General features: G+C 50.5%; 13 protein-coding genes and 1 riboswitch. All 13 genes read right to left on the minus strand.

Annotated elements, in window-relative coordinates; all coding sequences use genetic code 11:
* Positions 1-83 precede the first annotated feature (83 nt).
* Positions 84-887, minus strand: a complete 804-nt coding sequence (locus VN23_RS19665; protein WP_046350560.1) for an ABC transporter substrate-binding protein — start codon at positions 885-887, stop codon at positions 84-86.
* A gap of 2 nt (positions 888-889) precedes the next feature.
* Entirely contained in the window at positions 890-1906 is a 1017-nt protein-coding gene (gene cobD, locus VN23_RS19670; RefSeq protein WP_052746431.1) for a threonine-phosphate decarboxylase CobD, read from the minus strand.
* Complete coding sequence (gene cbiB / locus VN23_RS19675) at positions 1894-2841, minus strand: adenosylcobinamide-phosphate synthase CbiB (RefSeq protein ID WP_046350559.1); 948 nt, start codon at positions 2839-2841, stop codon at positions 1894-1896. Before cbiB ends, cobD begins: the two co-directional genes overlap by 13 nt.
* On the minus strand, positions 2835-3350 hold the full coding sequence (gene cobU / locus VN23_RS19680; RefSeq protein ID WP_046350625.1) for a bifunctional adenosylcobinamide kinase/adenosylcobinamide-phosphate guanylyltransferase: 516 nt from the start codon (positions 3348-3350) through the stop codon (positions 2835-2837). Before cobU ends, cbiB begins: the two co-directional genes overlap by 7 nt.
* 44 nt (positions 3351-3394) lie before the next feature.
* Entirely contained in the window at positions 3395-5260 is a 1866-nt protein-coding gene (locus VN23_RS19685; protein ID WP_046350558.1) for a TonB-dependent receptor domain-containing protein, read from the minus strand.
* Positions 5261-5397: 137 nt separating this feature from the next.
* Positions 5398-5607, minus strand: a riboswitch (cobalamin riboswitch).
* 136 nt (positions 5608-5743) lie between these two features.
* A complete protein-coding gene (locus VN23_RS19690) occupies positions 5744-6472 on the minus strand; it encodes an amino acid ABC transporter ATP-binding protein (RefSeq protein WP_046350557.1) in 729 nt (242 codons plus the stop codon).
* 86 nt (positions 6473-6558) lie between these two features.
* A complete protein-coding gene (locus VN23_RS19695) occupies positions 6559-7224 on the minus strand; it encodes an amino acid ABC transporter permease (RefSeq protein ID WP_046350556.1) in 666 nt (221 codons plus the stop codon).
* Between the two features lies 1 nt (position 7225).
* Positions 7226-7972: an amino acid ABC transporter permease gene (locus VN23_RS19700; protein ID WP_046350555.1), complete on the minus strand. Its 747-nt coding sequence runs from the start codon at positions 7970-7972 to the stop codon at positions 7226-7228.
* A gap of 103 nt (positions 7973-8075) precedes the next feature.
* On the minus strand, positions 8076-8972 hold the full coding sequence (locus tag VN23_RS19705) for a glutamate/aspartate ABC transporter substrate-binding protein (RefSeq protein WP_046350554.1): 897 nt from the start codon (positions 8970-8972) through the stop codon (positions 8076-8078).
* A 139-nt stretch (positions 8973-9111) separates the two neighbouring features.
* A complete protein-coding gene (locus VN23_RS19710; RefSeq protein ID WP_046350624.1) occupies positions 9112-9852 on the minus strand; it encodes an amino acid ABC transporter ATP-binding protein in 741 nt (246 codons plus the stop codon).
* A gap of 153 nt (positions 9853-10005) precedes the next feature.
* A complete protein-coding gene (gene rsmA, locus VN23_RS19715) occupies positions 10006-10803 on the minus strand; it encodes a 16S rRNA (adenine(1518)-N(6)/adenine(1519)-N(6))-dimethyltransferase RsmA (protein WP_046350553.1) in 798 nt (265 codons plus the stop codon).
* Positions 10804-10919: 116 nt separating this feature from the next.
* A complete protein-coding gene (pdxA, locus tag VN23_RS19720; RefSeq protein ID WP_046350552.1) occupies positions 10920-11909 on the minus strand; it encodes a 4-hydroxythreonine-4-phosphate dehydrogenase PdxA in 990 nt (329 codons plus the stop codon).
* Positions 11910-12009: 100 nt separating this feature from the next.
* Positions 12010-13302, minus strand: a complete 1293-nt coding sequence (locus tag VN23_RS19725) for a peptidylprolyl isomerase (RefSeq protein ID WP_046350551.1) — start codon at positions 13300-13302, stop codon at positions 12010-12012.
* Between the last annotated feature and the right edge of the window lies 1 nt (position 13303).

Raw genomic sequence — 13303 nt, forward strand, 5'->3', positions numbered from 1 at the left:
CTAGCCCCCCTTTTTCAAAGGGGGAACAAGTACATCTAACTGGTTGCTCCGTGAAACTCCGTGTTCTCTGTGATCTCCGTGTTTCAAGAAGCGGGTTTTATTTGCACCTGCCAATCTGCAATGATTTTCTGGATTTGCCCTAAGCTATCCCGAATCGCGGCGATGCCGGGGACGAGGAGGTCGTGGCTGGCTATTTCGAATAGTTGATTATTGGCAATGGCGGGTATGGTTTGCCAGTTTGGCCTTGCACGCACGGCATCGGCATCGAAAGGCTGGCCGCACCAGCTGCCGATGATGATATCCGGTTGGGCGGCAATGACTTGCTCCGGGCTAACGGTGCGATCTTTGGCGCGCGTTGCGTGGGGTAACTCGCTAAAAATATCGTCGCCACCGGCAATCGCTATCAACTCAGAAACCCAGCGGATGCCGGTGTAGAGTGGATCGTGCCATTCTTCAAAATAGACTTTAGGCCGTGTTTTAAAGTGGGCTGCCTGGGCGCGGGCGGTGTCGATCTGGGACTGTAAATCGGCAATGAGCGCCGTGGCGGCTGGCTGGCAATCGAGCAAGCGGCTCAGCGTAGCGATCATATTAAAAATACCTGCTAGGCTTTTCTGGTTGAAAAAGTGCACTTCCAAACCGGCCTGCACGCATTCTTTCACCATCTCGCCTTGCAGGCTGGAATAAGCCAGCACCAGATCGGGCTTTACCGCGAGAATTTTCTCGATTTTGGCGCTGGAGAAGCCACAAATAATCGGATGCTGCTTGGTCACGCCTGCTGGGTGGCGTGAAAAAGCGCTAATGCCCGCGATGCGATGCTGCTGGCCAAGTGCGTATAAAACATCAACGGTTTCGCTGGAAAGACAGGCGATTTTTGTGGGGGTGTTCATCTTTAATCCTTGTCGCACAATGCCGCCATTAATCGAGTTTTAAATTGTGCTTGCTGATACTCTGCCACCGGCCCAAAGCGCAGGCCCTGGTGATTCTTCTGATCGAACAGGCGGCACCATATTTTTTGTTTGGCGAGCTGGCTATGCAGTGCTTTGGCATCAGGCGTCGGGCACCAGTGCAGCAGCGGCAGGCTGCCGCTAGGGGCTAAGTCTGCCTCGCTGAGCGTGGCGATCATCCACGCCTGATTTGCCAGCAAACGCTTTTGTTGCGCGGCTTGCCAAGCTTCATCGCTTAAGGCGATTTGCCCTGCCCATAGTGCTGGGCCGCTGATATGCCAAGGGCCGAGGGCTTGTTTTATTTCTTCTAAAAGCCGCTTTTCGCAGGCGATAAAGCCCAGGCGAATGCCCGCAAGGCCAAAGAATTTACCTATGGAGCGCAGAATAATCAGCCCCGCTTTGCCTGCGTGTGGCAGCAGGCTGGCTGCGGGGGCGCAATCGGCAAAGGCTTCGTCCACAATCAGCCAGCCACCCTGTTTAGCCAATCGTTCATGCCAAAAGAGTAAGGTGGCTGCGCTAATTTGCTGGCCGCTGGGGTTGTTAGGATTGACCACGATCAGCACATCAATGGAGCTGCTTTCTAAGTATTCATCCACTTGCCCGCTGCTGATTGCGATGACCTCATGCCCAGCCTGCTGCCATTGCCAGTGATGCTCAGCATAGGTTGGGCTGATGATGGCCACGCGGCAAGCAGGACGTAGTTTGGGCAGCAGGGCGATGCCAACCTGGCTGCCAGCCAGGGCCAGTAAATGATCGCAGCCGTAATAGTTTTGCGCGGCAATTAGCAGAGCTTGATCCTGGTCGGGCAGGCGCTGCCAGATGTGACCGGGCACGGCAGGCAGGGGATAGGCCCAAGGGGCAATGCCGCTGGAGCAATCGATCCAGTCGGCTAAATCCCCGCCAAAGGCCGCCACTGCACGTTGCAGATCGCCTCCGTGTTGGGGCTGATTTATAGCATCCACAATGAGCCTCCAAATAAAAGAGCGATCCACAGGGCCAGTGTTTTTTGCACCAGCACAATACCGCGCTGCAAATCATGGGCGCTTGGTACGGGGCCGCAGCCCAGTTGCGGGCGGGAATGGATTTCGCCGTGATACGTCGCTTCGCCGCCCAAAGAAACTTGCAAAGCGCCTGCGCCGCTTGCCATTACCGGGCCTGCATTGGGGCTGTCCCAAAGTGGCGCCTGGTTTTGCCAGCAGGAAAACGCACTGCGGCTATGGCCGAGCAGGGCGTAGCTGAGTGCGGTGAGGCGGGCTGGGATAAAGTTGAGTACATCGTCGGCCCGCGCTGCAATGCGGCCAAAGTGAAATAAGCGCGGTGTTTTATAACCCCACATGGCGTCCAGCGTATTGGCCAGCCGGTGCAGCAGCACGCCATAGCCACCAAACAGCGCAAAGAAAAACAGGCTGGCAAAAATCGCATCTGCGCCGTTTTCTAAGGTGGATTCAAGTCCCGCTTTGGCAACACCCGTTTCGTCTAGTTCTGTGCAATTGCGGCTAACAATGCGGCTAACCGCTAGCCTTGCCGCCGGCAAATCACCTGCGCTTAATGGTTGGGCGATGGCCCGTACATGCTCAAACAGGCTGCGCGCGCCAAGGGCAAACCACAGCGCCAAAGCGTCGGCCAACCAGCCTGTGAAATTTTTTAGTAAGGCAAAGGCGGCCAGCGATGCACCTGTCAGTAAGAGCCACGCCAGCGCGCCGCGTAAGATATTGTGCAGATTGGATTGGCCTGCTATTTGCGAAAGATGGGCCGGATTAAAGCGTCGCTCCAGCTTGGATGCCAGCCAGCCAAAGCCCACCAGCGGATGAAAGCGCTTAGGCTCCCCCAAGCATAGCTCTAGCAGCAGGGCAAGGGCGAAGGCGAATAGCCAGTGAGTTGGGTTCAGATTCAACATCCGCTGCGCTTCACTGGCATAGGGATTCCGGCGACCACCAGCGTAACGTTTGCAGCTTGCTTGGCAATGTCCTGATGCAAGCGGCCAGCCTCGTCGCGGAATAGTCTGGCCAAGGCATTATCAGGAACAATGCCAAAGCCCACTTCATTACTCACCAATAACAGCGTGCCGCGATGTGCGGCAGCCGCGGCAATAAAAGCCTGTTTCTCTTGCGCCCAGCCTGCCAGATCATCCAGACAAAGCCAGTTAGATAACCAGAGCGTAAGGCAGTCAATCACACAAAATTGATCTTGGCTTTGCGTGAGTGCCGCAGCCAGCTGCAAAGGTGCTTCCAGCGTTTGCCAATGCGCGGGGCGCTCGGCCTTGTGCCGGATAATGCGCTCTTGCATTTCCTCGTCAAAAGCCTGAGCGGTGGCCAGCCAAGACACTGGCCCATCATGGGCCAGTGCCTGAGCCAGCGCGTAGCCGCTTTTGCCGCTACGCGCCCCGCCTAAAATGAGCTCGGTCACTGGCCTGCCAGCGCTATGCGCCCGAGCTAAAGTAGGCTTGGTGCTCAATGCTGCCAGCGCAGGTTCAGCATGGCATTACGGCCCAGCGTGCCGTAATCTTTTGCCAGCTCGTATTCGGTGTCGAATACATTGTTGATGCGGGCTTGCATCGACCATTCTTTATTGACTTGCCAGCTGGCAGAGAGATTAGTCAGAGCATAACCTGCTAATTCTTTTTTATTGGCAGCATCATCAAAGCGTTTGCTTTGCGCCTGTACTTCGGCGCGCAGGGTCCATGCATCCAGGGTGATGCCTGCATAGGCCAGACCGGAATACTTGGCACGGCGGGCTAATTCATTACCTTTGTTTGCGCCATTAGATTCATCGCTGCCATTGAGGTAATCGTAGCTAAAGCCTGCCAGCATGCCGTTTGCTTTCCAGTCTGCAGCCAGTGTCACGCCTTGCATTTCGGCCTGAGCTACATTGCTTGGGATCCATGCGCCTGAAGGCGTTGGGGCCCATTGAATTAAATTGGACACTCTGTTTTTATAAACAGTTAAAGATGAGCTGAGTTCTTTGCCATTAAAGCGAACAAACATTTCTTTATTGATCGATTCTTCAGGCAATAGGTTTGGGTTGCCCGAGTTTGGCCAATACAGGTCATTAAATGTGGGCGCTTTAAATGCGGTGCCAAAGCTGGTACCCACTTGCCATGCATCACTCAGCTCTAAAGAAAATGCGGCACTGCCGGTGTTTTTACGCCCGGACAAGGAGTTATCGTCACTGCGCGCATTAAGCTGCATAGAGAAAATATTAAAGTGGCCTAAATAGCCTGCTTGTACGCTGTTAATTCTGCGCTGATCCTGATCGTATTGCTGATCACCGCTTACTTTTTGCTCTAAAGTTTCAGCGCCAATTTGAATGGTACCTGCACGGGTATCAAAATCATTCATCCATGACCATTGAGTTTGAGTGGTCTGGATTTTGGATATGTTATCTGTGTAGTCGTTATAGGCTTTAGGGGTGATGTTTTTGTTTTCATCCACGCTATAGCCAAATTTCAGCATGCTGCTCCAGTCAGGCATCAGCTGATTTTTAGTCCAGATATTGGCGCTGCCATTTTTGCTTTCTTCACGGTAGTTATAGCTTTGCACCAGTGGCCTGTAATTGGCATCGCTGACCGAGCTGTCGTACTGATTTTTGCCCCATGCCTGCAGCAGGCTGGCGCCTAATTCATTTTCTTCATTGATTTTGTGTCTTACAGATAAAGCCACGCTATTGTTTTCGTAGCCATCTTTATCCGCATTAAAGCCGGAGCTCTTAGGATTGTTTGAAAGATTAATCCCGTCTGTTTTGAAGTGAGCCACGTTTAAGGCATAGCTGGTTGCCTCGTTGCCACCAGAAATCCCGGCATTGGCATCTACCGTATTATTGCTGCCATAACCAATCTCAACGCTTGGGTGGAAGCCTTTCTGGCCTTGCTTGGTGAAAATCTGGATCACGCCACCAATCGCATCAGAGCCATAAATGCTGGCCGCCGGGCCGCGCAAAATTTCAATACGATCGATCAGGGCAAGTGGTAAGTGCTGCAGGGCTGCAGAGCCTAATGTGGCAGAGCCAAAGCGCATGCCATCGATTAGCACCAGTGTGTGTTTGTCGCTATTGCCACGCAAATAAATACTGCTTGCCTTTCCTGCACCACCCGTGCTGGAAATTTGCACGCCCGGCTGACGGGCCAGTAACTCTGGCAAATTGATCGTGCCCGCAGCCTGAATGGCTTTTTGATCCAGTACGGTGACATCACCGATGACTTCTTTGGTTGCTTGTGGCAAGCGGGCGGCCGTGGTGACGACGGCGGGCAGCTGAACAACTTCAGCTTGTGCACAGATGCTGGCGATTAAAAGGCTTAATGGGGCGATACGAAATAACATTACTCTCTCCTGAGTGCCACACCCGCTGTGTGACGATGATAGCAGCAGGGGGAGCAGGAGATGATGCACGGCACGGAGCGCGATGAATCTCACCCGCTTCGTGCACCCTGCCGCGCGTTGGTTGCCTTTGCCTTTGCCTGTGGCAAAGGTTTAAGGCCGGTCTCCGGGCTTGCAAGTATCACCATCTGTTTTTCAAAAAACCGACAGATTAGCACACCGCCTTCCCGTCTTATTTCAGACAGTGGCTTGGTGTGTGTTTCCACTTGCTTACCGTTGCAGGGGCAGCGCAGGATTTGAACCTGCTTCCCGTTTCACTCGTGTTGAGCACCTTATAAGGGGCGGATTGTATACCGCCTTGTTATTCTTTGCCTTTCTGCTTTAAGACATATTCATGTTGGCTTTGGTAAGTATTTGGAATATAGCGGTGTGCAGGCAAAAAAAACGCCACGCAAAGGGCGTGGCGTTGATTGGAGCAAGTTGCGCTTAGTGCTGCAAAATCTTGGATAAGAACAGCTGCGCACGCTCGGAACGGGTCTGGTTAAAGAATTCATCCTTGCTGGCGTCTTCTACGATATGGCCCTGATCCATAAAGATGACTCGGGTAGCCACTTTGCGGGCAAAGCCCATTTCGTGCGTTACACACATCATGGTCATGCCTTCCTGGGCCAGTTCTACCATTACATCCAGCACTTCGTTGACCATTTCCGGATCAAGCGCGGAGGTTGGCTCGTCAAACAGCATGGCGATCGGGTCCATGGCCAGTGCGCGGGCAATGGCAACACGCTGCTGCTGGCCGCCGGAAAGCTGGCCGGGGTATTTATTGGCCTGGGCTTTAAGGCCAACGCGGTCCAGCAGTTTTAAGCCTTTTTCCATCGCTTCGTCCAAGCTGCGGCCAAGCACGCGCTGCTGGGCCAGACAAAGGTTATCGGTGATAGACAGATGAGGAAATAGCTCAAAATTCTGGAATACCATGCCCACTTTAGAGCGCAATTTAGGTAAATCAGTTTTTGGATCGCCTACTGAGGTATCACCAATGAGGATGGTGCCCTTTTGGAATGGCTCCAAACCATTCACGCATTTAATCAGCGTGGATTTACCCGAGCCTGATGGCCCGCAAACCACGATTACTTCACCTTTTTTTACTTCGGTGCTGCAATCGGTCAGGACTTGAAAGCTACCATACCATTTATTGATATTCTGGATCGAAATCATACTGCTAACCTCTTTTGCAAACAGCGTTGAAGCAGTGCTTCTCGCGAGATTGTTTGGTTAAAGCTACTGTGTAAATACACGACAGATTACACGGCCAGTTTTTTTTGCAAGCGCTTTACCAGCATGGAAGCGCTAAAGCTAATCAGAAAATACACTAGGCCAGCTAGTAGCAAGAATTCATGCGGTTGACCCACAATATCGCCTTTGGAGCGGGCGGTATTAAGAAAATCCATCATGCCGACTGCATAAACCAAGGATGTATCTTGAAACAAGATAATGCTTTGCATCAAGAGCAAAGGCATCATTTTTCTAAATGCTTGCGGCAAAATAATTAAGCGCATGGCCTGGCTGTAATTCATACCAAGAGCATAGGCTGCATTGACTTGGCCTTTAGAAATCGCCTGAATACCGGCACGCACAATTTCGCAGTAATAAGCCGCTTCAAACATCATAAAAGCGATTAAACAGGAGGTAAATGCACCAATCGGCGTGGGCCGACCTGTAATCCAACCAATAATAAAGGGCACCATAAAGTAAAACCAAGTGATGACCAAGAGTAATGGAATAGATCGGAAATAATTAACATAAAAACCGGCTAATTTGGATAAAACCGGATTGCTCGACATCCTTGCCAGTGCCAGTAATGTACCTAATGCAACGCCGCCTATTACTGCAAAAAACAGCAGCTCCAGCGTGAGTACCATTCCTTGGATCAGGCCTGGGAGAGCTGGGCCAATATTTGATAAATCCATTTTATTTCCCTCCCAGCGACATTAAGCCAGGCACGCTCGTTTTCTTTTCCACCCAACGCATAATCATCATGAGACTCATATTGAGGGTGAAGTAAATAATGGTCGCAAGGGTAAATGCTTCAAACAAATTAGCGGTAAATTCAGCAGTTTGTTTGGTTTGCGCCAACAGCTCCATCAGACCAATTAAGGATGCAACCGATGAATTTTTAAATACATTTAAAAACTCAGAAGTGAGGGGCGGAATAATAATCCGAAAAGCTTGTGGCAATAGCACGTGGCGATAAGTTTGGGCAATATTAAGGCCCAAAGCATAACCCGCATTGATTTGCCCTTTTGGTAGCGCTTGAATACCCGTGCGCACTTGCTCGCAAACACGTGCCGAAGTAAATAAGCCTAAGCAAACCACAACACTAATAAATGCTGATGTTGATGGTTTGATATCTTGCTTAAACCAGATTTGCAATGATTCTGGCAAAAAGTCTGGTACTAAGAAGTACCAAATAAATAATTGCACCAGCAGCGGAATATTACGAAATAGCTCAACATAAGCATTAGCAAAGCCTGCAATCCAGCGATTTGGCAAGGTGCGTGCCACGCCCATAATTGTGCCTAAAATAAGCGCAATAATCCATGCAGATAAAGCCAGCGCTAATGTCCAGCCAAGGCCAGAAATAAACCAATCTAAATAAACTTCACTGCCGATACCGGTGGACTTAAAAAAAACGCCCCAATCCCAGTTGTAATTCATCTCTTTTCTCCGAAGGTATCAGGGAGGCTCGGTAGCCTGTCGCGAACGTCGACAGACTGCCGATCCTCCCTGATATTTATTAAGACCTTAGAACGGTGGTCTTTTACATCTGTTCTGCGGATTTATCTGTTGGATTAGCAATGAGCTTCTTCAGATCATCGCTCATAGGGAAATTAAGGTTTAAGCCTTTTGGTGGAATCGGCTGAGTAAACCAGCGTGCATAAACGGCTTTGATACGGCCGCTCTTGTAAAGATCAACGATCGCGTCATCAACCAGTTTTTTAAACTGGGCGTCGTCTTTACGCAACATGCAGCCGTAAATTTCACTTGATTGCGGTGTGCCAACAATGGCCCAGTCTGCCGGTGATTTGGCTTTAGCGATTTCACCCGCTAATAGTGCGTCGTCCATCATAAATGCAGCAGCGCGATTTGATTCCAGCATTAGGAAGGATTCGCCGTGGTCTTTAGCGCTGATGATATTCATATTCATTTTCTTTTCTTCGTTCATCTTTTTAATCAGACGTTCCGAAGTAGTGCCGGCGGTGGTGACTACATTTTTGCCTGCTAAATCAGCGAAATCTTTAATGCCGGATTTTTTAGTGGCGAGTAAGCGTGTGCCAATTTCAAAAATACCGTTTGAAAATGCAACTTGTTTTTGGCGTTCTACATTATTGGTGGTGGAGCCACATTCCAGATCCACTGTGCCGTTCTGCACCAGAGGAATACGGGTTTGTGATGTAACCAAGTTATAGCGAACTTGAATAAAAGGCATATTCAGTTTCTTTTTGATGGCTTCAGCAATGTGATTAGCCACCTCAACTGAATAGCCAATTGGGCGCTGACTATTATCTAAATAGGAGAAGGGAATGGAGGAATCACGATGGCCTAATACCAACGTTTTCGTTTCTTGGATCTTTTTGAGGGTGCCGCTTAATTCTTCGGCTTGTGCGGTAGCGGTAAAAAGAGAGGATACAGCCAAAACGAGTAACAATTTCTTCACGGGTGTTCTCCTAAAATAACGGGGGATCTGTATTTGTTTCAGTATAGACTGACTGAAAAAATAAGACTTTGGGGATACTCCTTAGTGTTTCAAACCAAAACGGCCCAGAAGGGCCGTTTGCGATATTAGCTTACAAATATTACTGTTGCATAGGCGCTAGAATCTGACGCAAGAATTGCTTTGCTCTGTCGTGCTGCGGATTAGTAAAGAAGGCCTCTGGATGAGCGTCTTCTAAAATTACACCTTGATCGAGGAATAACACACGATCTGCCACTTCGCGGGCAAAGCCCATTTCATGTGTGACAACCATCATAGTCATACCCGATTCGGCCAGCGTTTTCATCACTTGCAGCACTTCACCAATCATTTCGGGATCGAGAGCGGAAGTGGGCTCATCGAACAGCATTACGCCGGGATTCATGGCAAGGCCGCGGGCAATGGCCACGCGCTGCTGCTGGCCACCGGATAAATTCGATGGATAAGCATTTTTTTTGTCAGCAAGACCAACGCGCTCGAGCAAGGTTAGGGCTAGTTTTTCGGCTTCGCCTTGTTTCATGCCTTTGACACGGATCGGGGCCAGAGTGATGTTTTCCAGCACGGATAAGTGCGGGTAAAGATTGAAATGTTGGAAAACAAAGCCGACTTCGGCACGCAGCTTATTGATATCTGTTTTAGGGCTAGTGACTTGCACATCACCAATCCAGATTTCGCCGTCGTTCACAGGCTCGAGCTGGTTGATCGTGCGGATCATGGTGGATTTACCTGAGCCTGAAGGACCACAAACCACGACCACTTCACCTTGTTTGACTTCAAGGTTGATGTCTTTTAGTACGTGATGGTTGGGGCCATACCATTTATTTACATGATTAAATTTGATCATCGGCTTGGATTGGGGCATGACAAGAGACCTGATTCTGTTAAATATTGAGCAATGTTGGCAAGACGGGGAAACCCTAGGCTTATGTGTAGGGCGGGCGAAACCTGCCAATGCATCCAATAAAAATCAAATGGCGGGTTTTACTCACCCTACAAATTATCGGCCAGCTGCTACAAGGTAGTTGCTGAGTGCCACATATTGTTCCAGCGTAACGTTTTCCGGACGGCAGCTTGGGGAGATCGCCAGCGCTTCCAGCTCGGCATCGCTCACCAGGCTTTTTACGTTATTGCGCAGGGTCTTGCGGCGCTGGCCGAAGCTTTGTGCAACGAGTTTTTGCAGGTGATTGTAGTCGGTGGCTGGGGCTGGCAGCGCAGCCCACGGCACCATGCGCACAATGGATGAATCTACTTTGGGCGGCGGGAAGAAAGCCTCTGGTGGCACATCAAATACGCGTTCCATATTAAAACGGTATTGCAGCATGATGCTTAAACGGCCGTAATCTGATGTTGATGGTTCGGCTACCATGCGATCAACCACTTCTTTCTGTAGCATAAAATGCATATCAAAAATGGAATCGCCAAAGCTCGCTAGGTGGAACAAAAGCGGTGTGGAAATATTGTATGGCAGATTGCCGATCAGGCGAATTTTGCTGCCCGGAGCAATCTCTGCAGCCAGCGCGCCAAAGTCAAAATTTAGTGCATCCACATTGTGGATTACGAGTTTTTCTGGGGAGAATTTCTCGGATAAATGCGCCACGATATCGCGGTCAATTTCCACCACATGCAGGGTGTCGGTGCGATCCATTAAAGGCTTAGTCAGCGCGGCAAGGCCCGGCCCAATTTCAACCAGTACATCGCCTTTGCGCGGGCTGACGGAGTTGATAATGTCGGAAATTACACTTTGGTCTTGTAAAAAATTTTGCCCAAAGCGCTTACGGGGGATATGCGAAGTCATTATATATTTCCAGCGAGTTCTATCGCGGCGTGTGCCACGGTAATCATGTACGGAGTGCTTCAAGATAAGTTGTTGCACGGCGCTTTTAAAGGGCTATTTGCTATTGCAAGCGGGTTCTAGATGGCGTTTCCCGATAGTTCGATCGCCAGTTGGGTGGCTGCCAGCAGGCTACCTGCTTCTGCTGTGCCTGTTCCTGCCAGATCAATGGCAGTGCCGTGATCGACCGAGGTGCGAATAATCGGCAGGCCGAGTGTGATATTGATGCCGTGGCCAAAGCTGGCATATTTGAGCACAGGCAGGCCCTGATCGTGATACATGGCGAGTACGGCATCGCCCGAGTCGAGGATATTACGATTAAATAATGTGTCGGCGGGCAATGGCCCGATCAGCGTCATGCCGGTTTGGCGTAATGCTTCCAGCACGGGGGAGATGATTTCTATTTCTTCCCTGCCTAAATGGCCAGATTCGCCTGCGTGGGGGTTAAGTCCCGCCACAATAATTCGTGGCTTGGTAATGCCGAATTTAGTTTGCAGATCACGATATAAAATACGCAGGGTACATGTGAGTGATTCGGCGGTAATGGCCGGAGCAACGTCTTTAAGTGGCAGATGAGTCGTTGCCAGCGCCACGCGCATCTCGCTGCAAGCCAGCATCATGACTACTTGCTGGGTTTGTGTTCGTTCGGCAAGGTATTCGGTATGGCCGTAGAAAAAACGCCCTAAAGCTCCGCCTTCATTGATTACCCCTTTATGAATAGGGGCGGTAACCATGGCAGAAAACTCGCCGCTCTGGCAGCCATCACATGCTCTATCGAGTAAATCCAGCACATAGCGGGCATTAGCAGTATTGAGCTTGCCAGCGGTGCACGGGGCCGCAAGCGGGATATGCAAGATGGATATCGGTGCACTACTTGTCGGCGAGTAATCGGGCCAGTTGGCATCAATCTGGCTGATTTTTGCTCTGCTTTGCAGAAGGGTTTTGTCGCAAAGAATGACCAGCTGACAAGGTAGTGGCGTGCTGGCTGCAAGCATGGCGCTTATTTCCGGGCCAATGCCTGCTGGCTCGCCGCTGGTGAGGGCGATGCGGGGCAGTGTGGGCTTGTTCATTAAATATCACACGGCTTTAATAGGTACTGCGGTAGAGAGGGCTGGATCGTTACTGCATCATGGGGTTGGGCACTGTGCCCAACCCCATCGCACTATCGTTTTACTCGTCTTTTAATCGTAATTCCACAAAGGCGCGGTCTCTTTGCTGACGTAGCCAGTCTTCAAACTGCTCTTCGCTCTTACGTTGTTTTAATTCATTCCTTACTCGGAAACGTTCGCGCTCTTTGGTCATGTCTTTGGAGCGGCGCTCCAGCACTTGAATAATATGCAGACCAAATGGCGATTGAATGACAGGGCTGATTTCTCCCTGCTTGAGTGCGTTCATCGCGGTTTCGAATTCGGGTACGGTTTCGCCCGGAGTGAGCCAGCCTAAATCGCCGCCTTTGCTGGCGCTGCCATCGTCGGAATAGAGGCGTGCCAGTTCTTCAAATTTGCTGCCATTTTTAAGGCGATCTGCCAGTTGATTAAGGCGCTGACGTGCATCACTTTCTGAAACCAGCTCATTGGTGCGGATCAGAATATGGCGTGCGTGTGTTTGCTCAACCACGGTTTTTTGTTCTTGGCTGCGTTTTTCCAGCAGCTTCACAATATGAAAACCACCGGGGCTGCGAACTAAATCGGTGATTTCACCCGGGTTTAGTTTTTCTAGTAGCTGTGTAAATGCGGGGGGCAATGAGCCCGCTGCACGCCAGCCTAAGCTGCCACCGCTGGTGGCATCCGGTGCGCTGGAGTAAACCGCCGCAATCGAGGCGAAGTCTTTGCCTGATTTTAATTCTTCGATTGCCGCGAGTGCCCGAGTGCGTTTGGCTGTGATTTGCTCCGGGCTGGCGTTTTCTGGCAGCGGAATCAAAATATGCGCTAAGCGGAATTCCTGCTGCTCTTTACCGGTATTGAGCTTGATGTATTCGTCGATTTCGTTGTCGCTAATCACGATACGGTTATCAATTTCACGCTCTTTAAGGCGGGTCAGGGTGATTTCACGGCGAATATCTTCGCGAAAAGCCTTCCAGCTCATGCCTTGCTTCGCAAGCATCTCACGGAACTGCGGCAATGACATTTTGTTTTGTTCTGCCATGCGGCCGATGGCGCGCTCTAGCTGGCTATCATCAATCCGGATACCGATCTGATCTGCATACTGTACTTGCACGAGTTCCAGAATCATTCTGTCTAGCACTTGTTGTTTGAGTACAGCTGCGGGCGGCAGCGTGATGCGCTGGCTTTCCATGTTTTTCTGGATGCTGCTGATGCGGGAATCAAGCTCTTGCTGAGTCACTACACTTTTATTAACCACAGCAACAATACGATCCATGGTTTGAATCGATGCACTTGTAAATTGGGCGCTGCCGATCAGGGCAACAAGCGCTAAGGCGCGGGAAATGTGGCGCAGCTTCATA

The sequence above is a fragment of the Janthinobacterium sp. B9-8 genome, from assembly GCF_000969645.2.
In the GTDB taxonomy this organism is placed as follows: Bacteria; Pseudomonadota; Gammaproteobacteria; order Burkholderiales; family Chitinibacteraceae; genus Iodobacter.

Bases quoted from the DNA above. Each gene is read 5' to 3' on its own strand.
- VN23_RS19665 (WP_046350560.1), bottom strand. From the start codon at position 887: ATGAACACCCCCACAAAAATCGCCTGTCTTTCCAGCGAAACCGTTGAT.
- cbiB (WP_046350559.1), bottom strand. From the start codon at position 2,841: ATGTTGAATCTGAACCCAACTCACTGGCTATTCGCCTTCGCCCTTGCC.
- VN23_RS19685 (WP_046350558.1), bottom strand. From the start codon at position 5,260: ATGTTATTTCGTATCGCCCCATTAAGCCTTTTAATCGCCAGCATCTGT.
- VN23_RS19690 (WP_046350557.1), bottom strand. From the start codon at position 6,472: ATGATTTCGATCCAGAATATCAATAAATGGTATGGTAGCTTTCAAGTC.
- VN23_RS19695 (WP_046350556.1), bottom strand. From the start codon at position 7,224: ATGGATTTATCAAATATTGGCCCAGCTCTCCCAGGCCTGATCCAAGGA.
- VN23_RS19700 (WP_046350555.1), bottom strand. From the start codon at position 7,972: ATGAATTACAACTGGGATTGGGGCGTTTTTTTTAAGTCCACCGGTATC.
- VN23_RS19710 (WP_046350624.1), bottom strand. From the start codon at position 9,852: ATGATCAAATTTAATCATGTAAATAAATGGTATGGCCCCAACCATCAC.
- rsmA (WP_046350553.1), bottom strand. From the start codon at position 10,803: ATGACTTCGCATATCCCCCGTAAGCGCTTTGGGCAAAATTTTTTACAA.
- pdxA (WP_046350552.1), bottom strand. From the start codon at position 11,909: ATGAACAAGCCCACACTGCCCCGCATCGCCCTCACCAGCGGCGAGCCA.
- VN23_RS19725 (WP_046350551.1), bottom strand. From the start codon at position 13,302: ATGAAGCTGCGCCACATTTCCCGCGCCTTAGCGCTTGTTGCCCTGATC.